Below are 22394 nucleotides of genomic sequence, written 5' to 3'. Positions count from 1 at the left end.
GCCCGTCAGGGGCTCGGCTCAGCCCGCGAGAACCCCAGCCGCGGGAGCAGATGGAGCCCCCGATGGCCGACCGCATCGACCAACGAATCCAGAAATTTCAACCACAGGTCAACAGGCACGTGTACGAAGTGATCCGCAACGACGTCATCGCCCTTGCTCGTGCGTCAGAGCCGCGGTCGATCTCTGACGCGCGGCGCGCGATGACGATGCTGAACGGCTTCGTGTCGTCCGTCTACACGAACGTCGGCGGCGACCTGACCGCCGACGCTCTCCTTCGTCCCTCCGTGATCATCCGCTACCTCAACACCGACACGCTCCACATACGCTACGTGTCCCGCTTCGACATCGCCCGGTTCCTCGGGACGCTCACCGAACGGCTCACCGGTCGTCAGGTGATGCGGCTTGCCCCGCCGCCGAGCACCCGCTCGAAGCCGTACACGAACGCAGAACTCGGGAAGCTCGTTTCCTGGGCGGGCAGCATGAACAGTGAGCTGCAGGCTCGCAACGCCTGGGCTCTTCTCGCGCTCGGCGCAGGTTGTGGCCTGACGGCAGCGGAGATCGCATCTTGCCGGCGGTCCGATGTCGAATTGATCGACGGCATCTGGTGGGTGAACGTCTCCGGTGAACGCGCTCGTCGGGTTCCCGCCCGTCGACAGTGGGCATCCGCTCTCGAACTTGCATGCGATCACTCCGAGGAATACCTCTTCCACGGGTACCGCCTCGACGAGTACCCGCCGCGAATGATCCAGTCGTTCGTTTCAGACCATCCCGCCGAGGTACGCCTGAGCCCCCTGCGGCTGCGCTCTGGCTGGATCGTCGGTCTGATCGACAATGGCGTTCCGCCCACCTACATCGCTGCCCTCGCCGGGCTGGCGAACGTCTCGTCACTTAACGACTACTTCGCCTTCGCCGCGCCGAGCGCGCTCACCGATCATCTGCAGGCCATCGTCGGCGGCCGCGAGGTGACGCGATGATCACGAACGGCACTCCCCCGGTCGGTGACCTCCTAGAACGCTCGACCCCGGACAACGAAACCGGTGCACCCTCCGCCCGCATGCTCGCTGACCGGAAGCAGACACTCGCCTCGGCCGATCCGTCCGACGAGCTCTACGCGGACGCGTTCGAGATGCTCGGCAAGATGCTGGACGCGCGTGGTCTCGACATCCAGCAGGACGAGGTCGAGGACTCCGTCGCAGCCGCCCGCCGGTACTCGTTCAACGACGTCAAGCGCATGCGCGGCCGCCTGCTCGCCTCCCGCGCGGACCTCCTGCTCGACGGTTTCGACTCGGAGGAACGTCGACCCGGAGCAGGTGGTCGACCGGCCACCATCAATCGACTTGCCCTGCTGACCGGGCTGTGCATGCTCGCGCTGGACAACCGTCCCCTGTGGATGCGCCAACTCGGCTCCTTTTTCAAGAACCAGATCGACGACGACGCGCGGGAACTCCTCGGGCTTCCCGACCCGAACAGCAAGCCGAGCCTGCAGAGCAAGCGGAACTGGGAACAGAACTGCCGCAACGCGTTCCAGCGCATGCTCGGTCTGATGGACCCCTACCCGTACAGCCGCTACGAGAACCGTCCGTACTCGGAGCACGCCCAAGAGCGCGCCGAGCACGAAGCTCACCACCTCGAGCGTGAGAAGAAGATGTACGAGCGTCTGGGCGACTTCGCGGACTTGCTCGTCAACATGACCTTCCACATGCAGCCTCGACGGCTCCGTCGAGCATCCGCACGTGAGAAGGTCAACGTCTCCTTTGACCAGACATTCATGTCGTCTCCGCTCAGCCGCACCGTCACCGCGTCACGGCTTCCGGCGAAGATCCAGGAGCAGCGTGCGCTCGAAGCCGCCGGTCGGCCGAAAGCCGGAATTGTCGACTCCTGGTCGGGCTACTACGTCCGAGAGACCGAGGACCGTCAGGATGGCGCGCCCGGCACCGCTCCGGCGTACGGAAGCGGAAGACCCACGACCAAGGTCGGTTGGCAGGCATCGATCGCCATGCGCGTTGACGATGGGATCGGCCTCGGGCGACACCCGAAGTTGATCCTCGCGACTGCGCTCAGCATGCCGAACGTGGGCGTTGCAGAAACCGCAGCGGACCTGCTCATCCGTATTGCGGACAATGGCCACCGGCCCGGTCTCGCTGCCGCTGACAAGGAGTACTGGGCGAACGCCATCCCGTCGCGCCTGCAGATCCCGGCGACGGCACGAGGCTGGCTGCCCAGCACTGATTACAGGATTGATCGTCTAGGCAAGTGGGGCGACGGACATCGCGGCGCCATCTTCGTCGAGGGCAAGGCAATGTGCCCGGCTACTCCAAAGTCGATCATCGACGCCACGAAGGATCGCATGCAGGGACGTATCGATGACGTGACGTACCACAAGCGACGCGGCAACCGTCGGTACTTCGAACTGCGCCCGAAAGCGAAGCCGGATGCTCGCGGAAACGTGAACATGATGTGCCCGGCCGCAGGCAAGAGTCCGACCGTCATCTGCCCGCTCCGCGAGATGCTCAAGACAGCCTCGAACAGCAAAGACCGGTGGGAGATCGAGGACGACGACCCCAACCTGCCCGACCGGGCGCTGATGGACGACATCTGCAAGCAGCACTCCGTCCAGTTCACCCCTGAGGACATGCCCCCGGCGTTCCAGGGGCTCGCCTACCGGTCACCGGAATGGCACGACTTCCACAGTCACGCCCGCAATTCGATTGAATCGCTGAACGGCAGCTTGAAGGGCACGCACCACGGCAACCTCGACGACCACGACCGTCGCAGGGTCCGCGGCTTCGCTGCTGCGTACGTCTTCCTCGTGATCATGGTGGTCGCGTTCAACATGAGACGCATCGCCGACTTCCTCGAGGCAGAAGCAGAAGAGTCCCGGCGAGAGAACCCGCAGGCGCCACCCGTTCAGCGTGCCCGAGACCGCAAGTACGCCAACCCCTACACCGCGACCCTTCCCGGTGGAGCTCCTGACGAAGTCGAACTCGCCAGACGCAGGGAGAAGAAAGCTGAAGGTGCTCGGCGAAAAGCTGAGCTCAGGGCAACGTCGCGCACGCCGCTTCGAACCTGATCCCGAACGAACGCGTCGCCACGGTCCGCGACTTCAGCACCCTCAGCCGCGCTTCCACCGAACCCCAAACCTCCAAGCGGTCTGTCCGACCCCTACTGCGCTCCGGTTGCGACATCTGCCGCAGCGCTGCCGGCCCTGAGTACCCCGGCTCGCGCTGATCCCGTCTTTTCGGGGTGCTCCGGCGCGCCCGGAAACGGCTGACGACGAGCTGGACGGGCGCAGAACGTTCTCAACGACGCAATGATCGTGTTGCGCCAGCCGGATCGATCCGCTGCCGCGCAAGAAGAAGGCCCTTCCCGGAGACATTCGGGAAGGGCCTTCTTTTTGCCGTCGAGTTCTTAACACACTAACTACGACGGCCCTTCGGTCGGGCTGACAGGATTTGAACCTGCGACCCCTTGACCCCCAGTCAAGTGCGCTACCAAGCTGCGCCACAGCCCGCGAGTCCCAGAAGGACCCAGACCCCGCCTCCACGAGGGAGACTGCGGGCCCCACCCCACACCCGACCGAGCGTGGAGCAGCCCGTCAAGCATAGCGGAAGCGGGAGCCCCACCGCGCCACGACGACGGACCCGCGCGCGTCACCCCCGCAGGTGCATCGGCTGGACGACCCGCCGCTCCCGCGACAGCCAGGGCAGCGCGAACCCGGCGAGCAACGCCCCGAGTCCGTCCGCCGCCAGGTCGCCGATGGTGTCGTCGTACCCGACGAAGATCGTGTCGTCGACGAGGTTGTGCCCGAGCCACTCGCCGATCTCCCACACCGAGCCGATCGCCATCCCGGCAGCGAGCGCCACGAGGGCGGACAGCAGCACGCCGGCGCGCGGGGCCGAGACGACGACGCCAGCGTCCGAGGCGATCACGACGAGCAACGCCGCGAGCAGCCCGACCAGGATGACGTGGACGAGCTTGTCCCAGAGGAACACGGTCGTGTACCAGTCGAGCACGCTGCTCCAGGCGGCGACCAGGCAGAGCAGCACGACGGCCGCGTCGAACGTCGGTCGCAGGCCGAGCATGCGCGGAACGACGGTGCCGAGGAGTGCGAGGGTCGTCACGGCGAACGCGACCGCTCCCCAGCCGACGGCGGCGACGGGCACGCTCACCAGGGTGACGATGCGCAGGACGTCCGCGGCCCAGACGGCGCCGTGCGGCCGTCGGAGGAACGTCGGCCCGAAGGTGTCGATCACGCGGTCGCCTGGAAGGACAGCACGGCGTGCACGGCGAGGTGGTCGGACGGCCACACTCCCCCGGGCCGCCGTGTCGAGATCGCGGCGCGGGACACGACGGCGTCCGCGGTGGCGAACACGCCGTCGATGCGCGGCTTGTCGGCGCGCGGCTCCCGGTAGGCGGCGTACGTGCCGAGTTCCGCCGTCTCCAGGCGGGAGGCTCGCCTCCAGGTGTCCGTGATGCCCGCCTCCGCCAGTGCTCGCCACGGTGCCGACCCGGCCGGCGCGTTGCAGTCGGCCATCACGACGGCGGGCAGGCCGGACTGGGCGACGATCCGGCCGAGCAGTTGCGCCGAGCGGAGTCGGGCCCATGGCGATGCGACGTCGAGGTGCGTGGCCAGTGCCAGGAACCGTCGTCCGGTCGCGTGGTCGTCGAGGACGGCGCCGACCGCGTGCCGGCGGAAGGCGGTCGCCCACGAGCGGGAGCCGGGGCGCAAGGGTGTGCGGGACATCGCCCACGACCGGCGCTCGACGACGGTGCAGCGCTCGGTGTCGACCAGGAGCCCGACGGCCTCCCCGTCGCCGAAACGGTCACGGCCGAGCAGGACCGCTTCCCAGCGCGACCCGATGCCGGTGGCGAGGTCGACGGCCTGGGGGCGCAGGGCCTCCTGGACGGCGAGCACGGTGGGCTCCTCGGAGGCGACGAGTGCCACCACGGCGTCGCGGCGGTGTTCCCACGAGTCCGGGTGGCCGGTGGGTCGGGGCACGCTGCGGCGCAGGTTGAGGGTCATGCAGTGCAGGTCGGGAGCGGCCACCGGCCCGATGATCGGTCGGTCGTCGGCCTGTCGGTGCATGCTCCCCTTCTACGAGACGGCACGGATGCCCTTCTCAGGGAGACGTCGGCTCGCCTCCTAGGGTGGGCCGATGCGTTCTCGACCCGTCCGTGCCCTGCTCGCGCTCGCTGTGACCGGTCTGGTGCTCGGGGTGACGGCCTGTTCGGGTGCGGCTCCGACCCCGCGTCCGGCGCTCGCCCGAGCGTCGTCGGACACCGTGACCGTGGTGGCGGAACGGTCCGCCGCGGACCGTTCGGTCCGGACGAGTCGTGCCCTCTTCCGATCCGCGCCGGGTGCTGTCGTCGCGCCCGCCGGAGACGCCGATGCCGTCCGCGACGCGGCGAGCGCCGCGGTCCGCGCGCACGTTCCGGCCCTGCTCGTCGACGCCGGATCGAAGAAGGCGACCACTGCCGTGACCGACGAACTCGAGCGTCTCGGGGCGTCCTGGTACCGGGCGTTCGGCGACGCGACCCTCGACACGCAGATCGAGGAGCGGGACGTGCCGGAGGTGGGCCGGCAGGCGGAGGCGGGCCGGGCCTCCCGGCAGACGGTGCTCGTCGCGGACCGGTCGGACGACGCTGCCGCGGTGGCGACGGCCCGCGCTGCCGACGCTCAGGTGGTGGAGATGCCCTCGGGCGTGTCGGACCCGGCTGCGTCGGGGGCGGTCGTCAGCGCGCTGCACGGTGCGCAGGGGCGGCCGACGCTGTTGCTCGGGGCGTCGTTCGCGGACCTCGGCCATCCGGAGTGGGTGGTCCGGGCCGCGCAGACCGGGTACCGGATCGGCGGGGGTGGGCAGCGTCCGTTCGACGGCCACCGGTACACGGCTCTCTACGGCGCGCCCGGGGCGCCGGTGCTCGGCGTCCTCGGCGAGCAGGACCCGGCCGCGAGTGTCGCGCGGGCCCGGAAGCTGGCGGAGCAGTACCGCGGGCTGTCCGACGTGCCCGTGACGCCCGCGTTCGAGGTGATCGCCACGGTGGCGGCGGGTGAGGCAGGGGACGACGGCGACTACTCACGCGAGCTGCCGGTGTCGGCCCTGGAGCCGTACGTCGATGCCGCGCACCGGGCGGGCATGCCGACCATCATCGACCTGCAGCCCGGGCGCAGCGACTTCCTGGCGCAGGCGGAGCGGTACGAGTCGCTGCTGTCGCGGCCGGACGTGTGGCTGGCGCTCGACCCGGAGTGGCGGCTCGGCCCGGACCAGGTCCCGCTCCGGCAGATCGGTACGGTCAGCGCGCGGGAGGTGAACGGCGTGTCGGAGTGGCTCGCCGGCCTCGTCCGTCGTGAGGGGCTGCCGCCGAAGGCGCTCGTCCTGCACCAGTTCCGGTCCTCGATGGTGACGGACCGCGGTTCACTCACGTCGCACCCGGAACTCGACCTGCTCGTGCACGTCGACGGCCAGGGGTCGCAGCCGGACAAGCAGGCGACGTGGAAGGCGCTGCACGACGGTGGCCCGGACGGACTGCACTGGGGTTGGAAGAACTTCTTCGACGAGGACACCCCGATGCTGACGCCGGAGCAGACCATGTCCGAGGTGCAACCGACGCCGTCACTGGTCACCTACCAGTGAACGGTCGCAGGTTCTCCACAGCCTGGCGCGCCCCGCTCGGCGGCGACGCGAAGCGTTGCGCGGGGCGCGCCGACCGAGCCTGCGAGGGAGGGGCCGGGTTCGTCGGTCGGTCCTGACAGCATGGGGGCATGAGTTCACCCGCTGCCTCCCCCGTCCCGCCTGCTGCGGTGCCGTCTGCTGACATCGTGGCCGAGGCGCAGGAGGCCCTGCAGGCGCTGACCGGCCGGGTCGATGCGGTCTTCCACCCGGGGCAGCTCGAGGCGATCTCCGCGCTGGTCGAGCACCGGCAGCGAGCGCTCGTCGTGCAGCGCACCGGGTGGGGCAAGTCCGCGGTCTACTTCCTCGCCACGCTGCTGCTCCGGCGTCGGGGCGGTGGGCCGACCGTCCTCGTGTCGCCGCTGCTCGCCCTGATGCGTGACCAGGTCGCCGCAGCGGCCCGGGCCGGGGTCCGAGCGGTCTCGATCAACTCCGCGAACGCGCACGAGTGGACCGAGACCCAGGCGGCCCTCGCCCGTGACGAAGTCGACGTGCTGCTGGTCTCCCCGGAGCGGCTGAACAACCCGAAGTTCCGTGACGAACAGCTGCCCGCGCTCATCGGGCGGATGGGCATGCTCGTCGTCGACGAAGCGCACTGCATCTCCGACTGGGGTCACGACTTCCGGCCGGACTACCGCCGCCTCGCCGAACTCATCCGGTCCCTGCCGCACGGCGTGCCGGTCCTCGCGACGACGGCTACCGCGAACGAGCGCGTGGTGGAGGACGTCGCCGAACAGCTGACCGCCGGACCCGACGACCCTGTGTTCACCATCCGCGGGTCGCTCGCCCGCGCTTCGCTGCGGCTCGGTGTGCTCACCCTGCCGGACGCCCGTGCTCGCCTCGGCTGGCTGCTCGCCCACCTCGGCGACCTGCCCGGCAGCGGCATCATCTACACGCTCACCGTCTCGGCGGCCGAGGACATCGCCCGGCTCCTCCGGGAATCCGGGTACGCCGTCCGCGCCTACACCGGCCGGACCGACAACGACGAACGCGAGCAGCTCGAAGGGCAGCTGAAGGACAACCAGCTCAAGGCCCTGGTCGCCACCAGCGCGCTCGGCATGGGGTTCGACAAGCCCGACCTGGGCTTCGTCGTGCACATCGGGGCGCCGTCCTCCCCCGTGGCGTACTACCAGCAGATCGGTCGTGCCGGCCGCGCCACCGACAACGCCGACGTCCTGCTGCTGCCCGGGCGTGAGGACCAGGAGATCTGGCAGTACTTCGCCAGCGCCTCGATGCCGACCGAGTCCCGGGCCTCGGCGGTGCTCGGCGCGCTCTCCGTCGACACCGCTATGTCGACCGTGGCCCTCGAAGGGCTCGTCGACATCAAGCGATCGACGCTGGAACTGCTCCTCAAGGTGCTCGACGTCGACGGCGCCGTCCGTCGGGTCGGCGGCGGCTGGGTCGCCACCGGTCGGCCGTGGGAGTACGACGCCGCCCGCTACGAGCGGGTCGCCGCCGCCCGTGCCGCCGAGGCCGCGTCGATGCTCATCTACGAGTCCACGAGCGCGTGCCGGATGCAGCTGCTCCAGCAGGACCTCGACGACCCCACCGCGGAACCCTGTGGCCGGTGCGACAACTGCGCCGGCGCCTGGTACCCGACGGACGTCTCGGACGCGGACCGCACGGGTGCCGCGAACGCCCTCGACCAGGTCGGCGTCGAGATCGCCCCCCGTGCACAGTGGCCCTCGGGCATGTCGTCGCTGGGCGTCGCGGTCAAGGGCAAGATCCCGGTCGGCGAACTCGTCGCTCCGGGTCGGGCCGTCGCCCGGCTCACCGACCTCGGATGGGGTGGTCCGCTGCGAGCCCTGTTCGCGAACGGGACCCCGGACGCACCGGTGTCCCGCGAACTCGTCGACGGCTGTGTCCGTGCGCTCAAGGACTGGCCGTGGGAGACCCGACCGACCGGTGTTGTCGCGATGTCCTCGCGCTCCCGCCCGCAACTCGTCGCCTCGCTCGCCCAGGCGCTGTCCTCGATCGGTCGGCTGCAGCACCTCGGCACCCTCGACCGGGAGGGCGGGGTGCCGCGTGGTGACGGTGCGACGAACAGCGCCTACCGGTTGTCCGGCGTGTGGGACACGTTCGTCGTCGGACCGGAGCTCGCGGCGGCGCTGCAGGCGCACGAGGGGCCGGTCCTGCTCGTCGACGACCTGGTCGACAGCCGGTGGACGATGACGGTCGCCGGGCGGGAACTCCGACGGGCCGGGGCATCGGCCGTGCTGCCGTTCGCGCTCGCCACCGTGGCCTGACAGTTCGCCCGGCCCAGCCCGCTCGGCCGCGCGGCACCGAGCCGGCGTGACCGGGCCGGCGGGACCGAGGCCGGGCCGACCCCGGTCGGACTACCCGGCCGAACCGATCGCGTCGAGTTCGGCGACGGCGTCGTCCGGCAGCGCGAAGCCCGCGGACGCCACGTTGTCCCGCAGGTGGTCGACCGACGACGTCCCCGGGATCAGCAGCATGTTCGGCGACCGCTGGAGCAACCACGACAGCGCGACGGTCAGGCGCGAGACCTCCAGGCGCTCCGCGACCCGGTCGAGTGCCCCGGACTGCAGCGGCGAGAACCCACCGAGCGGGAAGTACGGCACGTAGGCGATGCCCTGCGACGCGGTGAGGTCGACGAGCGCGTCGTCTTCGCGGCGCGCCACGTTGTACATGTTCTGCACGCAGACGATCGATGCGTAGCTCTGCGCCTCCGCGAGCTGCTCGGCGCTGACGGTCGACAGGCCGATGTGGCGGACGAGCCCGTCCTCCTGCAGGCGCGCGAGTGCCTCGACCTGCGGGGCGATCGAGCCCGGTTCCGGAGCGTCGAAGCCGCCCATCCGGATGTTCACGACCTCGAGCTGCTCGAGACCGAGGGTGCGGAGGTTCTCGTGCACCTGCGCCACCAGGTCGTCGGGCTGCCGGGTCGGCACCCAGTTGCCCTCGGCGTCCCGCACCGATCCGACCTTCGTCACGATGTGTACGTCGTCCCCGTAGGGCGAGAGCGCTTCGCGGATGAGTTCGTTCGTGACGTGCGGGCCGTAGAACTCAGCGGTGTCGATGTGCGTGATGCCGAGCTCGACGACGGTCCGGAGCACCCGGACGGCCTCGTCGCGGTCGGCCGGAGGACCGAACACGTGCGGTCCGGCGAGCTGCATGGCGCCGTACCCGACGCGGGTGAGTTCGAGGTCGTCGGCGAGGCGGAACGTGCCGCCGGGGAGCGATGTCGTGGTCATGGCCTCCACGATGCTCCCCGTCACCCGTCCTGCCCAGATCCCCGACGATCCTGGGACCACGGGGACCAGGACCGGACCCCGGCACTGCGCCTACGATCGGCACCGTGAGCGACAACCCCCTCGGCGACCACCTGCGCGCCCGCCGCGAGCTGGTGCAGCCGGCGGACGTCGGCATCCGCGTGACGGGCGTCCGACGCACCCCGGGCCTCCGCCGGGAGGAGGTCGCGATGCTTGCCGGGATCAGCGCCGACTACTACCTGCGCCTGGAGCAGGGGCGGGACCGCAACCCGTCACCGCAGGTCCTGGAGGCGCTCGCCCGGGTCCTGGGGCTCGACACGACCGCCACCGAGTACCTGCTCGGCCTGGCCGGCATCCGCCCGACCACTCCCGCCAGACGCTCCCGCCCCCACCGCCAGGTGGTGCCGGCCGGCACCCGCCAGCTCCTCGACGTGATCGGGCTACCGGCCTTCGTCGAGAACCGGGCGTTCGACGTCCTCGCCGCGAACAGCCTGGCGACCGAACTCGCCCCGGGCCTCCGAGCAGGCGAGAACCGACTGCGGACCATGTTCCTCGACCACGACGAGGTCGAACGGTACCCGGAGTGGCCACAGCAGCGGGCGGGGATGGTCGCCGCGTTCCGGACGTCGATCGGACCGGACGTCGACGACCCGGACGTCGTCCAGCTGGTCGGCGAGCTGTCCCTCGGCAGCGAGGAGTTCCGGCAACTCTGGGCCCGCCACGACGTGCGGCCCCTCGGTGGCGGCGCGGTGCGGATGTGGCATCCGGAGGTCGGCGACCTGGAACTCCGCCGCGAGAAGTTGGCCGTCGGCGGCACCGACGGGCAGCTGCTCGTCGTGCACCACGCGGAGCCGGGCTCACCGTCGGCACGGGGGCTCGCGCTGCTCGGTTCGCTCGCCGCGACACGGACGGCGGCAGCGCACTCCGCTACCGAACAGTCCGACGTACCGGCTTCGGGAACGTGAGTCGCATGTGGTCGCTCGTCAGGACGTCGCCGATCCCGACCATGAGCACCGAGAACAGGATCTGCTCGATGACCATCCAGAACGGGTAGAGGCCCGGGATCGCCGCGATCACCAGCGTCACGATCGGGAAGACCCGGCTGAAGAGCCGTAGTCGCTGGTACGCCCAGTAGTAGCCGAGCTGTGCGCGCCACGCGAACACGTAGAGCGTCAGGGTGATGAGCAGCACGACCGTCGCTCGGAACCACACCGCCCACGGGACGACCTCCCCGGCACGGGTCAGCAGCACGGCGACGACGATCGCGGTCAGCCCGACGACCGTCTCGGCGACGAGCAGCCACCGGATCCACCGGAACGAGCGGACCGTGTCCGGGTGGGCGAGCATGTCCTCGCGGATGACGTAGCCGCCCTGCCGACCGCCGGCCAGGCGGTCCAGGCGGAGCCGGCTCCACGCCCGGTCAGCGGTCGCTGCCAGGCCGGATGGTCGCTGCGTCACCGTCCCATCGTGCCGTACTCGACGGCTCCCTGCTGCCTCGGGCCGCCGACGCGGCTGAGAGTCCGGTCTGCCGGAGTGCGGTCTACCGGAGTGCAGTCTGCCGGGAGGCACGCCCTCCCCCGCCGCGCTGTCTCGGTCAGAAGACGGGGAGCAACTCGGCGCCGCCGAGCAGGTCCCCGGTGTCGGCATCGACCAACAGGACGGAGTGCACCACCGGCGGCAGGTCCTGCGGGTCGACGATGACCAGTACGGGGTGTTCGCCGTCCGGTGTGAACGAGCCGAAGTCGGCGGGGACGTCGTCGCCGGTCCACTGCGCCCGTTCGCTCCCCAGGACGTCGCCCGAGGACAGCTGGACCCGCACCGCGCCGACGTGCGACCCGGTCGTACCGGACCCTGCCGTCACCCGCACGCCGGTCAGGGTGATCTGGACGACTTGTTCGCCGACGACCTCGAGGCGGACGTTCCCGCGGACCTCGCCACGGATGGGGACGAGGTCGCCGGCGATCGGCAGTGCCCGTCGCCACCACGGACCGGACGCCTGCGCGTCGTCGACGGGGAGCCCGGTCGCGGCATCGATCATCGGAGCGTCGCCGGTGGCGTCCGTGGTCGGCTCGTCCGGGATGAACCCGTGGCCGATCGAGATCCCGGCGTCGTCCGCACTCGGGGACGGGTCAGGAACCGACGCCGACGTCGTCCCACCGTCCGCAGCCGACCACTGCACGACCGCGCCGGCGGCGACCACGACGAGCAGCACCAGCCCGGCCACGAGAGGCCATCGACGTCGAGACGTCGATCGCTCCCCTCGTGGCACGGACATGGCGGCTCAGCGCTTCCGGCGCTCGCGCACTCGCATGTTGACGACGATCGGCGTGCCGTCGAAGCCCCAGACCTCGCGCAGACGGCGGGTGATGAACCGGCGGTACTGCGGGTCGAGGAACGCCGAGGTGAACAGCACGAACGTCGGCGGCTGGCTCGACGCCTGCGTGGCGAACAGGATGCGGGGCTGCTTGCCGCCGCGGACCGGGTGCGGGTGCTCCTGGACCAGTTCGGCGACGAAGGCGTTGACCTTGCCCGTCGGGATACGGGTGTCCCACGACTCGAGCGCGGTTTCGAGGGCCGGCACGAGCTTCTCGAGGTGACGGCCGGTGCGGGCGGAGATGTTCACGCGCGGGGCCCAGGCGACGTGCGCCAGGTCCTGCTCGATCTCGCGCTCCAGGTAGCGGCGGCGCTCGTCGTCCAGCAGGTCCCACTTGTTGTACGCCAGGACCAGGGCACGACCGGACTCGAGGACCAGGTCGATGATGCGGAGGTCCTGCACGGACACCGGCTCGGTCACGTCGAGGACGACGACCGCGACCTCGGCCTTCTCGAGCGCGGCGGTGGTGCGGAGCGATGCGTAGAAGTCGGCGCCCTGCTGCAGGTGGACGCGCTTCCGGATGCCGGCGGTGTCGACGAAGCGCCAGGTCTTGCCACCGAGCTCGATCTGCTCGTCCACCGGGTCACGGGTCGTGCCCGCGAGCTCGTTGACGACGACGCGCTCTTCACCGGCGGCCTTGTTGAGCAGCGAGCTCTTGCCGACGTTCGGACGGCCGAGGATGGCGACGCGACGCGGGCCGCCGATCTCCTGCTTGGCGACCGCGGACACGTCGGGCAGCGTCGTGATGATGAGGTCGAGGAGGTCCGCGACGCCACGGCCGTGCAGTGCCGAGACGGGGTGCGGCTCGCCGAGACCCAGGTTCCAGAGTGCGTAGGCCTCGAGGTCACGACGCTCGTCGTCGGACTTGTTCGCGGCGACGATGACCGGGCGGTCGGTGCCGCGGAGCATCTTGACGACGTGCTCGTCGGTGGCGGTGATGCCGACCGTGACGTCGACGACGAACAGGACCGCGTCGGCGAGGTCGATCGCGACCTCGGCCTGGGCGGCGACCGATGCGTTGATGCCCTTCGCGTCGGGCTCCCACCCGCCGGTGTCGACGATGGTGAAGCGCTTGTCGTTCCACTCGGCCTTGTAGCTGACGCGGTCGCGGGTGACACCGGGGGTGTCCTGCACGACGGCTTCGCGGCGGCCGAGGATGCGGTTCACGAGCTGCGACTTGCCGACGTTCGGACGGCCGACGATCGCGAGCACCGGCAGCGCCGGCAGGTACGCGACGCCGTCGACGCCGAGCTTGCCGGCTTCGAGGAGTGCCAGGTCCTCGTCGTCCAGGTCGTAGTCCTCGAGGCCGGCGCGGAGCGCGCTTGCACGCTGGTCCGCTTCGGCGTCGTCGATGCCGGCGAGCCGCTCTCCGAGCGAGTCGTCGTACTCGGGGAAGTCGTCGTCGCTTCGGTCGTCCAGCTGCGCCATGGTGGTTTCCTTGCCGGCGGCCGGTGGGCCGCGTGTTCGTGGTTCAGATGCGGCCGTGTGGCCGGGTTGTCGTCAGTTCGTGGCCGAGCGGGCCAGGTCGACCACCGCCTGCACGGTCTGGTCGAAGTCGAGGTCGGTGGAGTCGAGGGTGGTGACACCGTCGGCGGCGTTCATGAAGTCGACGACCTTCGCGTCGGCAGCGTCCCGACGGGCCAGGGCGGCCGAGGTCTCTTCGGCCGACTGCGTCGTGACCTCTGCCGACCGACGTGCCATCCTAACGGATTCGTCGGCGGTCAACAGGATCCGGACTTCGGCGTCCGGAGCGACCACTGTCGTGATGTCGCGTCCTTCGGTGATGATGCCCTGTCCGTCGGCCATCCGCATCACCTTGCGGAAGAGCGACACGAGCTTCGCGCGGACCTCCGGCAGCTTCGCGATGTGCGCCACGGCCGCGGTGACCTCCGGCGTCCGGATGGCATCGGTGACGTCGACACCGCCGACGCGGACGAAGTACTCGTCGGGGTCGGTGCCGATCGCGTAGTCGAAGGAGTCGAAGGCCGCGACCACCGCGACCGGGTCGTCCAGGTCGACGCCCTGCTGCAGCGCGTGCCAGGCGAGCGCGCGGTAGGCGGCGCCGGTGTCCTGGTAGCCGAAGCCGAGCGCACGGGCCGCCGCGCGGGAGACGCTGGACTTGCCGCTGCCGGCAGGGCCGTCCACGGCGATGACGAACTTCGCCACGAACGCTCCGGCGGGCAGGCCGGCGGGCATCGGGTCGCGGGTCGAACCGAGCTCGCCCGCACCCTGCCCGTCAGGACCGCCGGTGACGTCGCCGCCGCCGAGGGGCCCGGGCTGGTCCTTCGGGCTCGGCAGTCCGGAGTCGGGGGCGTCCGGGCCGCCGGTGACGCCGGACTCGAGCGTGGTGTCGTTGTCGTTCAGGCCCATGCTGCTGCGATCCTCCATCCGCGACCCTCGAGTTCCTCGACGAGTCGCTGTTCGTGCTCCGGGACGACCGACACCTCGACGATGCCGATCTGCGCCCGGGGCGAGTGCTCGAGGCGCAGGTCCTCGAGGTTGATGCCGAGTTCCCCGATGGTGGTGAGGAGTTCGGCGAACTGCCCGGGTCGGTCGTCGATGAGGACGACGACCTGGGCGAACCGTGCGGTGGACCCGTGCTTGCCGGGCAGCCGTTCGACCCCGCGGTTGCCCGAGGCCATGGTCTCGGCGATCGCCCGAGGCGACCCGGCTGCGGCGGGGTCGGCGAGTGCGGTGAGCACCCGGTCGAGTTCGTCGCGGAGGTCGGCGAGCACCGGCCGGATGTGCTCGGCGTTGGCTCCGATGATCTGCACCCACAGCCCGGGGTCGCTCGCGGCGATGCGCGTGACGTCTCGGACGCCGCCGCCCGCCAGACCGAGCGCTTCGCCGGGGGCGTCCCGCAGGCGCGAGGCCATCAGCGTCGCGACCAGCTGGGGCGCGTGCGACACCACGGCGACGGCCCGGTCGTGCGACTCGGGGTCCATCGGGACGACGGTCGCGCCGAGGTCGAGTGCCAGGTGCTCGACCACGGCGGCGCGCTGGTGGCTGATGTCGTCGTGTCCGGCGATGACCCAGGGACGACCGATGAACAGGTCGGCGCGGGCGGCGGTCGGACCGCTGCGTTCGCGGCCCGCCATCGGGTGCGAGCCGATGTACCGCGAGACGTCCGCTCCGGCGGCGCGGAGTCGGTCGAGCGGCCCGGACTTGACGCTCGCGACGTCGGTGACGACGGCGTCCGGGTGCGCGCGGAGTTCGCGTTCCACGACGGTCGCGGTGACGTCCGGCGGCACGGCGACCACGATGAGTTCGGGGTCGTCATCCGCTGCCGGGAGTCGTCCGGCGCCGTAGTCGACGGCGAGCGCCAGCGCGGCCGGGGAGACGTCGTCGAGGACGACGTCCACGCCCTTGTCGCGCAGCGCCAGTCCGATGGAGGCGCCGAGCAGTCCGGCCCCGACGATCCGCACCGGCCCGCGGACGCGGCGGTCGGTCTCGGCGCGCGACAGGCGGCTGTCGGTCGCGGTCGTGCTGGCGTCGATCACTGGGCAAGCCTATCGAGCGCGGGTGCCGGGCAGCAGGACGGCACCGGGCCTGTGGAGAAGTCCCCACCGGTCCCGGCGCCGTCCGTGTCGCGGTCGGCCCGCAACGGTCAGTCTCCGACGGTCAGTCCGTGCTCTCCGCGTCGTCGTCCCCGGTGCGGGTGTCCGCGGTCCGGGCGATGCCGAGCAGCTTGCCGAGTTCGACCGTGGTCAGCTCGCGCACCTCACCCGGCGCCAGGCTGCCGAGCTGCAGCGGTCCGAACGACCGGCGGACGAGCTCGAGCACCGGGTGTCCGACGGCTTCGAGCATGCGGCGGACGATGCGGTTGCGGCCGGAGTGCAGCGTGATCTCGACGAGCGACTCCCCGCGCGAGGACTCGAGCAGCCGTGCCTTGTCGGCGGCGATCTGGCCGTCCTCCAGCTCGATGCCGTCGAGCAGCAGCTGCAGCGTGGAGGGGACCATGTTGCCGTCGACCTTCGCGACGTAGGTCTTCGTCACGCCGAAGGACGGGTGTGCCAGGACGTGGGCGAGCCCGCCGTCGTTGGTCAGGATGAGGAGCCCGGCGGTGTCGAAGTCGAGACGGCCGACGTTGAACAGCCGCTCCTCGAACTGGTCGACGAACTGTGACAGGTCGGGACGGTCGTGCTCGTCCTGCATGCTCGACACCACACCGGTCGGCTTGTTGAGCACGACGTACCGCCGAGAGGTGTCGGTCTGCACCGGCACACCGTCGACCGCGACCTCGTCGGTGTCCGGGTCGACGCGGCGTCCGAGCATGTCCGCGACCTCGCCGTTCACCGTGACGCGGCCCTCCGAGATCAGGTTCTCGGCGACCCGTCGGCTCGCCACACCCGCAGCGGCGATCACCTTCTGCAGGCGCTCACCGCCTTCCTGGAGGTCCGGCTCGCCCCCGTCGGTCGCCGTCCCGTCCGCCGGGTCCCAGTCGGGGATGATCGGGCGTTCGGGCGTGCCCTCGACGGGGCGACCGGCGTCGTCGCGCTCCCCGGCCGGGAGCGGCGTGGTCCTCTTGCGTGCCGGGTCGTTGCGGGGGCTCGTCGTGCCACCGACGTAGCGGCGCCCGTTGTGCCACACGCTGCTCGGGGCGCCGTCCGGGCTCCGGCGGTCCTCGCGGCGGGGGTCGCTGCCACGCTCGGCTCCACGGTCGTCCGGACGGCGGGAGGCCCCGCGGTCGTCACGCCCGCGGTACCCGCCGCGCTGCTCGTCACGGCCACCACGGTCGTCACGGCCACCGCGCGAGTCGCGTCCCTGGTACCCACCGCGCTGCTCGTCACGGCCACCGCGCGAGTCGCGTCCCTGGTACCCACCGCGCTGCTCGTCACGGCCACCGCGCGAGTCGCGTCCCTGGTACCCACCGCGCTGCTCGTCACGGCCACCACGGGAGTCGCGTCCCTGGTACCCGCCACGCTCGTCCCGTCCGCCGGTGCGGCGGTCGCCGGAGTCGTCGCGGCGCACGAAGCGGCCGCGGTCGTCGTCACGGCTCACGAAGCCGCCACGGTCGTCGCTGCGTCGGTCGGCACCGCGCGTGTCCCGGTCCGGACGTCCGCGGTACCCACCGCTGGTGCGGTCGTCACCACCGCGGTACCCGCCGGAGGAACGGTCGTCCCGCCCGCGGTACCCACCGCTGACGCGGTCGTCACCACCGCGGTACCCACCACGGTCACCCGTGCTGCGCTCGTCGCGGCCACGGTAGCCACCGGTCGGCCGATCTGCGCCACGTTCGTCGCGGCCGCGGAACCCGCCCGTCGGCCGGTCACCACCACGGTCGTCCCGACCGCGGAACCCGCCGGAGGAACGGTCGTCACGACCGCGGTACCCGCCACTGCTCCGGTCGTCGCCGCCACGGAACCCTCCGGTCGGACGGTCTCCACCACGTTCGTCGCGGCCGCGGAACCCGCCCGTCGGACGGTCCCCACCACGTTCGTCGCGGCCGCGGAACCCGCCGGAGGAACGGTCGTCCCGACCGCGGTACCCGCCACCGCTCCGGTCGTCGCCGCCACGGAACCCGCCCGTCGGACGGTCCCCACCACGCTCGTCACGCCCACGGAACCCGCCCGTCGGACGGTCCCCACCACGCTCGTCACGCCCACGGAACCCGCCCGTCGGACGGTCCCCACCACGCTCGTCACGCCCGCGGAACCCGCCCGTCGGACGGTCCCCACCACGCTCGTCACGCCCGCGGTACCCCCCACGGTCGCCGCCGCCGGCCCGGTCATCGCGCCCGCGGTACCCGCCGGACGAACGGTCGTCCCCGCCGCGGTACCCGCCGCGGTCGCCGCCCGCGGCCCGGTCGTCGCGTCCGCGGTACCCGCCGGAGCCGGCCCCGTCGCGTCCGCGGGGTGCGTCTTCGCGGCGACCGGAGCCTCCCGGCCGGTCACCGCCCGGGCGACCCCCGCCGCGGCGGTCGTCGTCTCGTCGTGCACGGTCGTTCTGGTCAAACCCGGCCATCGGGGATCCCTTCGGTCTGCCCGAAACCGTCCGCGCCGTCCTCCAGGAGGGGCGAGATGAGCGGAAGCTCGTCGAGCGAGTTGATGCCGAGTTGCTGGAGCAGCAGCTCGGAGGTGACGTAGTTGATGGCGCCGGTCTCGGAGTCGGTGAACGACTCCTCGATGAGGCCGCGCGCGACGAGCGTCCGGACCACGCCGTCGACGTTGACGGCCCGGATCGCGGCGATCTGGGAGCGGGTGATCGGCTGCTTGTAGGCGACCACGGCGAGGGTCTCGAGCGCCGCCTGGGACAACCGGGCGGGGCGCTCGGCCTCGACGAACTGCTCGACGACGGCGTCGAGTTCGGCACGGACGTAGAACCGCCAACCACCGCCGACCTCGCGGAGCTCGAAGCCGCGGCGGACCGTCCCCTCGACGCCGTCGAAGTCCGCGACGAGGCGGTCGACAGCCTGTCGGACGACGGGCACCGGCGCGCCGACGGCGGCGGCGAGCGCGACGAGGGACTGCGGCTGGTCGGCGATCATCAGGATGGCTTCGAGCTGCCGGTCGACCGGCGCCGCGACGGGCGGTACGTCGACGGGGGATGTGTCAGGTGAGCGCCCCGCGGCCGCGGCACGGAGTTCCGACTCGAGGGCGCGGGCGTCCTCGATCTCGTCCGCACCGCCCGGCTCGGCTGATCCTCCGGCGCGCGACCGAGCGCCGTGCGCGTGCACGTCATCCGTCATAGTCGGCTCCCAGGTTCGCGAGGCTCTCGTCCGTCCAGTCGAGCGCGGTCCACCGGAGGACGAGTTCCCCGAGCGGTTCGAGTTGTTCGAACGAGATGGAGGCGTTCCGGTACAGCTCCAGGATCGCGAGGAAACGAGCCACCACGATACCCGCCTGGTCGACCCCGGCGATGAGTTCGCGGAACGTGACGTCCGGCGACCCCTCGTCGGTGCGGGTACGGAGGACCGACACCACGATGGCGGCCTGTTCCCGGATGCTCACCGCGGGGGCGTGCAGGTGGTCGAGGCCGACGGTCGGGATCTCGCGCGGTGCGAAGGCCAGCGCCGCCATCGCCGCGAAGTCCGGCACGGACAGGGTCCAGACCAGCTCGGGCGTCCGAGCACGGAACCGTTCCTCGAGCCGGACGCTCCGCACGTGTCGTCGCGACTCGGCGCCCCAGCGGTCACCGAACCAGTCCGCGGCCTGCTTGAACGCCCGGTACTGCAGCAGTCGGGCGAACAGCAGGTCGCGGGCTTCGAGCAGGGCCACGTCCTCGGCGTCGACGAGTTCGCCCTGCGGCAGCAGCCCGACGATCTTCAGGTCGAGCAGCGTCGCGGCGACGACCAGGAACTCGCTCGCCTCGTCGAGTTCGTCGCTCGACGAGGCGAGCCGGACGTACGCGATGAACTCGCCCGTGACGGCACTCAGGGCGACCTCGGTGATGTCGAGCTCGTGCTTCGTGATGAGCGACAGCAGCAGGTCGAACGGCCCGTCGAAGTTGCTGAGGCGCACCCGGAACCCGGGTGCGGTCGTGGTGCCGACCGGCGCGTCGGTCGCGCCGTCGGCGTGTCCGGCTGCGTCGGACGGGAGGCTCGTGGCCGGGTCCTCAGGCGACGGCGCCACGCTGGACGAGCTCTCGGGCCAGCTGCCGGTAGGCATGGGCCGCAGCGTGGTCCGGAGCCGTCTGCGTGATCGGTCGCGCCGAGACGGTCGCGTCCGGGAACTTCACGGTGCGCCCGATGACGGTGTCGAGGACGCTGTCGCCGAACGTCTCGACGACACGCTCCATGACCTCGCGCGAGTGCAGCGTCCGCGAGTCGTACATCGTCGGGAGGATGCCGTCGAGCACCAGCGCCGGGTTCAGCCGGTCGCGCACCTTGTCGATCGTCTCGATGAGCAGCGCGACACCGCGCAGCGCGAAGAACTCGCACTCGAGCGGGATGAGCACGCCGTGCGCCGCGGTGAGCGCGTTCACGGTGAGCAGCCCGAGGGACGGCTGGCAGTCGATGAGGATGACGTCGTAGTCGTTCGACACCTTCCGCAGGACGCTCGCCAGGATCTGCTCGCGGGCGACCTCGTTGACCAGGTGCACCTCGGCCGCGGACAGGTCGATGTTCGCCGGGATGACGTCGAGCAGCGGCACGTTCGTCGGCTGGATGACCTGGTTCGGGTCCTTCACGGCACCCATCAGCAGGTCGTAGACCGTCGGGATGTCGTGCGTCCGGACACCGAGACCGGCGGACAGGGCGCCCTGCGGGTCGAAGTCGACCGCCAGGACACGGCGGCCGTACTCGGCGAGCGCGGCACCGAGGTTGATGGCGGTGGTGGTCTTGCCGACCCCGCCCTTCTGGTTGCACAGGGAGATGATGCGGGCGGGACCGTGGCCGTCCAGCTCTTCCGGCACGGGGAACGACCGCACGGGCCGACCGGTCGGACCCGTGACGATGTCGCCGGTACCGGAGGCTGTCGTCGGGATGCTGCTCACCGGGCCATCGTACCGGCGCAGTCGCGCCGGACCGGGCCGCACCGCCGGGCGGTGGCCGACGAGGCGGACGGGCCACGGGCCTCCCGGCCGTCGGAGAGCCGGGATCAGGCGGCGCGGAGGGCGACGCGCATGCTGTCGACGCGTTCCGCGATGACCGGATCGGTGGCCCACCGCTGCTGCAGGCGCCCGACGAGGTCGGCGATCTGCTCGCGGTCGAGGCCGGCGATGAGTCGGAGGCCGACCGTCAACTCGGGCCCGGCGAACCGCGACAGCGGGTCCCCCGGCGACAGCTCGACGCGGACCACGGCCGGCTCGGTCTCGATCGTGCCGGCGAAGGCCTGCGCGACCTCCGGGTCCTCGGAGCACGGCGTCCACGGGAGGTCCTGTCCGAGCGCCCACACGGCGGGGCGGCGGAGCACGAACTCCGTCGCTGCCGTCGGGTCGAGCACGACGAGCTGCGTGTCCTCGCTCGCGGCGGCCATCGCGACCCGGCGCGACTCGACCGGGATGGGTCGGGCGTCCGCGTCCCAGGCGCGCATCGCCTCGACCGAGGTGAACGCGGGCATCACCGCACGACCGTCGGGGCCCGCGACCGTGACGATCGAGAGCTCCTGGGTCTTGTCGACGATGCGGCCGTCCGGCGTCTCGCCGACGTCACCGGCCTCGGCGACGAGCGGGATGAGCAGCCGTGCGGTGCGGAGAGCGTCGACGACCGCGCCGTGCGGGCCTCCGGACGCGACCGCGGTGATCGCGGCGACGACGGCGGGATCGGCCAGGCCGTCGTCCTCGGTGAAGGTCGTGTCGTGCGCGTCGAACGTGCGGCCGGCCCACGGGTTGCCGGCGGAGTCGCCGGCGTGGTCGTGCGCCGCCTGCTGGTCTGCTGCCTGCTCGTCTGGGTCAGGGCCGGCACCCCGACCGTTCGAGATGCCCGCCACGGGACTACTCCGACGCGATGTCGAGTGCGGCCGGCAGCGTGAACGCGCCCGTGTACAGGGCCTTGCCGATGATCGCGCCCTCGAGCCCGTGCGGCACGAGCGTACGGAGCGCGCGGAGGTCGTCGAGCGTCGAGATGCCACCCGAGGCCACCACGGGCTGGTCGGTGCGGTCGCAGACCTGGCGGAGCAGGTCGACGTTCGGACCCTGCAGGGTGCCGTCCTTCGTCACGTCGGTGACCACGTACCGGGCGCATCCGGCGTCCTCGAGCCGGTCGAGCACCTCCCAGAGGTCCCCGCCGTCCTCGGTCCACCCGCGGGCGGCCAGGGTGGTCCCGCGGACGTCGAGCCCGACGGCGATCTGCTCGCCGTACTGCCCGATCACACGGGCCGCCCACTCCGGGTTCTCCAGCGCGGCGGTACCGAGGTTGACCCGAGCCGCACCGGTCGCCAGAGCGGCTTCGAGCGAGGCGTCGTCGCGGATGCCGCCGGAGAGCTCGACGGACACGCCCTCGACCTCCCGGATGGCGTGGGCGATGACCCGTCGGTTGTCACCCCGGCCGAACGCGGCGTCGAGATCCACGAGGTGGATCCACTCGGCACCCTGGTCCCGCCAGGTGCGCGCGGCAGCGACCGGGTCGCCGTACCCCGTCTCACTGCCGGCTTCGCCCTGGGTGAGGCGCACCGCCTGGCCGTCGACGACGTCGACCGCGGGCAGGAGGACGAGGGGCTGGGTGGTGGAGAGCTCGGTCATGGT

The 22394-nt window shown here is 71.4% G+C and carries 19 protein-coding genes and 1 tRNA gene; 5 read left to right on the top strand and 15 right to left on the bottom strand.

All coding sequences use genetic code 11. From position 1 onward, the window contains the following. Nucleotides 1-62: 62 nt before the first annotated feature. Nucleotides 63-974 (top strand): site-specific integrase, encoded by a 912-nt coding sequence (locus DEJ24_RS12560; RefSeq protein WP_181432962.1) that lies wholly within the window; start codon nt 63-65, stop codon nt 972-974. Then, on the top strand, nt 971-3070 hold the full coding sequence (locus DEJ24_RS12555; RefSeq protein ID WP_111078893.1) for a hypothetical protein: 2100 nt from the start codon (nt 971-973) through the stop codon (nt 3068-3070). Before DEJ24_RS12560 ends, DEJ24_RS12555 begins: the two co-directional genes overlap by 4 nt. A 367-nt stretch (nt 3071-3437) precedes the next feature. Here DEJ24_RS12555 and DEJ24_RS12550 read toward each other — a convergent pair. The 3 genes from DEJ24_RS12550 to DEJ24_RS12540 all read right to left on the bottom strand — a co-directional run bounded on the left by DEJ24_RS12550 (nt 3438) and on the right by DEJ24_RS12540 (nt 5086). Then, a tRNA-Pro gene (locus DEJ24_RS12550) sits at nt 3438-3511 on the bottom strand. 139 nt (nt 3512-3650) lie between these two features. Next, nucleotides 3651-4253, bottom strand: coding sequence for a hypothetical protein (locus tag DEJ24_RS12545; RefSeq protein WP_110904740.1), 603 nt, complete (start codon nt 4251-4253; stop codon nt 3651-3653). Continuing rightward, nucleotides 4250-5086: an endonuclease/exonuclease/phosphatase family protein gene (locus tag DEJ24_RS12540; protein ID WP_111078892.1), complete on the bottom strand. Its 837-nt coding sequence runs from the start codon at nt 5084-5086 to the stop codon at nt 4250-4252. Before DEJ24_RS12540 ends, DEJ24_RS12545 begins: the two co-directional genes overlap by 4 nt. 70 nt (nt 5087-5156) lie before the next feature. Here DEJ24_RS12540 and DEJ24_RS12535 point away from each other — a divergent pair, with 70 nt between their 5' ends. Both DEJ24_RS12535 and DEJ24_RS12530 read left to right on the top strand, forming a co-directional pair. After that, complete coding sequence (locus DEJ24_RS12535; RefSeq protein WP_111078891.1) at nt 5157-6632, top strand: hypothetical protein; 1476 nt, start codon at nt 5157-5159, stop codon at nt 6630-6632. Between the two features lie 128 nt (nt 6633-6760). After that, a complete protein-coding gene (locus DEJ24_RS12530) occupies nt 6761-8914 on the top strand; it encodes an ATP-dependent DNA helicase RecQ (RefSeq protein ID WP_258374809.1) in 2154 nt (717 codons plus the stop codon). A 90-nt stretch (nt 8915-9004) separates the two neighbouring features. Here DEJ24_RS12530 and DEJ24_RS12525 read toward each other — a convergent pair whose 3' ends face one another. Then, nucleotides 9005-9880: an oxidoreductase gene (locus tag DEJ24_RS12525; RefSeq protein WP_111078941.1), complete on the bottom strand. Its 876-nt coding sequence runs from the start codon at nt 9878-9880 to the stop codon at nt 9005-9007. A 104-nt stretch (nt 9881-9984) separates the two neighbouring features. On the opposite strand from DEJ24_RS12525, the gene DEJ24_RS12520 reads away from it, so the two are divergent. After that, nucleotides 9985-10863: a helix-turn-helix domain-containing protein gene (locus DEJ24_RS12520; protein ID WP_258374808.1), complete on the top strand. Its 879-nt coding sequence runs from the start codon at nt 9985-9987 to the stop codon at nt 10861-10863. On the opposite strand, the gene DEJ24_RS12515 is transcribed toward DEJ24_RS12520, so the two are convergent. The 11 genes from DEJ24_RS12515 to priA all read right to left on the bottom strand — a co-directional run bounded on the left by DEJ24_RS12515 (nt 10826) and on the right by priA (nt 22391). Beyond that, nucleotides 10826-11356, bottom strand: a complete 531-nt coding sequence (locus DEJ24_RS12515; RefSeq protein ID WP_110904745.1) for a hypothetical protein — start codon at nt 11354-11356, stop codon at nt 10826-10828. The two genes, DEJ24_RS12520 and DEJ24_RS12515, sit on opposite strands and share 38 nt — an antisense overlap. Nucleotides 11357-11492: 136 nt before the next feature. Further along, entirely contained in the window at nt 11493-12122 is a 630-nt protein-coding gene (locus DEJ24_RS12510) for a hypothetical protein (protein WP_111078890.1), read from the bottom strand. A gap of 57 nt (nt 12123-12179) precedes the next feature. Beyond that, nucleotides 12180-13700 carry a ribosome biogenesis GTPase Der gene (gene der, locus DEJ24_RS12505; RefSeq protein WP_111045071.1) on the bottom strand — a complete coding sequence of 507 codons (1521 nt, stop codon included), beginning with the start codon at nt 13698-13700 and terminating at the stop codon, nt 12180-12182. Between the two features lie 72 nt (nt 13701-13772). After that, the gene (gene cmk / locus DEJ24_RS12500; protein WP_111078940.1) at nt 13773-14468 is read right to left on the bottom strand and encodes a (d)CMP kinase; all 696 of its coding nucleotides are present in this window, start codon (nt 14466-14468) and stop codon (nt 13773-13775) included. Between the two features lie 164 nt (nt 14469-14632). After that, nucleotides 14633-15769, bottom strand: coding sequence for a prephenate dehydrogenase (locus DEJ24_RS12495; RefSeq protein WP_111078939.1), 1137 nt, complete (start codon nt 15767-15769; stop codon nt 14633-14635). Nucleotides 15770-15893: 124 nt separating this feature from the next. Further along, entirely contained in the window at nt 15894-16646 is a 753-nt protein-coding gene (locus tag DEJ24_RS17260; protein ID WP_258366311.1) for a pseudouridine synthase, read from the bottom strand. A gap of 1576 nt (nt 16647-18222) precedes the next feature. Then, on the bottom strand, nt 18223-18960 hold the full coding sequence (gene scpB, locus DEJ24_RS12485) for an SMC-Scp complex subunit ScpB (protein WP_111078888.1): 738 nt from the start codon (nt 18958-18960) through the stop codon (nt 18223-18225). Then, nucleotides 18950-19843, bottom strand: a complete 894-nt coding sequence (locus tag DEJ24_RS12480; protein WP_375334710.1) for a segregation and condensation protein A — start codon at nt 19841-19843, stop codon at nt 18950-18952. The genes scpB and DEJ24_RS12480 overlap by 11 nt, the downstream gene beginning before the upstream one ends. Beyond that, nucleotides 19827-20705 carry a ParA family protein gene (locus tag DEJ24_RS12475; RefSeq protein ID WP_110904750.1) on the bottom strand — a complete coding sequence of 293 codons (879 nt, stop codon included), beginning with the start codon at nt 20703-20705 and terminating at the stop codon, nt 19827-19829. Before DEJ24_RS12475 ends, DEJ24_RS12480 begins: the two co-directional genes overlap by 17 nt. Before the next feature lie 104 nt (nt 20706-20809). Further along, a complete protein-coding gene (locus DEJ24_RS12470; RefSeq protein WP_111078886.1) occupies nt 20810-21640 on the bottom strand; it encodes an SseB family protein in 831 nt (276 codons plus the stop codon). Nucleotides 21641-21644: 4 nt separating this feature from the next. Next, nucleotides 21645-22391 (bottom strand): bifunctional 1-(5-phosphoribosyl)-5-((5-phosphoribosylamino)methylideneamino)imidazole-4-carboxamide isomerase/phosphoribosylanthranilate isomerase PriA, encoded by a 747-nt coding sequence (gene priA / locus DEJ24_RS12465; protein WP_111078885.1) that lies wholly within the window; start codon nt 22389-22391, stop codon nt 21645-21647. Nucleotides 22392-22394 lie beyond the last annotated feature (3 nt).

This window comes from Curtobacterium sp. MCPF17_001, from assembly GCF_003234615.1.
In the GTDB taxonomy this organism is placed as follows: domain Bacteria; phylum Actinomycetota; class Actinomycetes; order Actinomycetales; family Microbacteriaceae; genus Curtobacterium.
This window is presented reverse-complemented; position numbering and strand designations above follow the sequence as displayed.

What these genes read in the sequence shown, in the direction of transcription:
- DEJ24_RS12525 (WP_111078941.1), bottom strand. Translation starts at nt 9,880, where the DNA reads ATGACCACGACATCGCTCCCCGGCGGCACGTTCCGCCTCGCCGACGAC.
- DEJ24_RS12540 (WP_111078892.1), bottom strand. Translation starts at nt 5,086, where the DNA reads ATGCACCGACAGGCCGACGACCGACCGATCATCGGGCCGGTGGCCGCT.
- DEJ24_RS12555 (WP_111078893.1), top strand. Translation starts at nt 971, where the DNA reads ATGATCACGAACGGCACTCCCCCGGTCGGTGACCTCCTAGAACGCTCG.
- DEJ24_RS12530 (WP_258374809.1), top strand. Translation starts at nt 6,761, where the DNA reads ATGAGTTCACCCGCTGCCTCCCCCGTCCCGCCTGCTGCGGTGCCGTCT.
- priA (WP_111078885.1), bottom strand. Translation starts at nt 22,391, where the DNA reads ATGACCGAGCTCTCCACCACCCAGCCCCTCGTCCTCCTGCCCGCGGTC.
- scpB (WP_111078888.1), bottom strand. Translation starts at nt 18,960, where the DNA reads ATGACGGATGACGTGCACGCGCACGGCGCTCGGTCGCGCGCCGGAGGA.
- DEJ24_RS12535 (WP_111078891.1), top strand. Translation starts at nt 5,157, where the DNA reads ATGCGTTCTCGACCCGTCCGTGCCCTGCTCGCGCTCGCTGTGACCGGT.
- DEJ24_RS12560 (WP_181432962.1), top strand. Translation starts at nt 63, where the DNA reads ATGGCCGACCGCATCGACCAACGAATCCAGAAATTTCAACCACAGGTC.
- cmk (WP_111078940.1), bottom strand. Translation starts at nt 14,468, where the DNA reads ATGCCCGCCGGCCTGCCCGCCGGAGCGTTCGTGGCGAAGTTCGTCATC.
- der (WP_111045071.1), bottom strand. Translation starts at nt 13,700, where the DNA reads ATGGCGCAGCTGGACGACCGAAGCGACGACGACTTCCCCGAGTACGAC.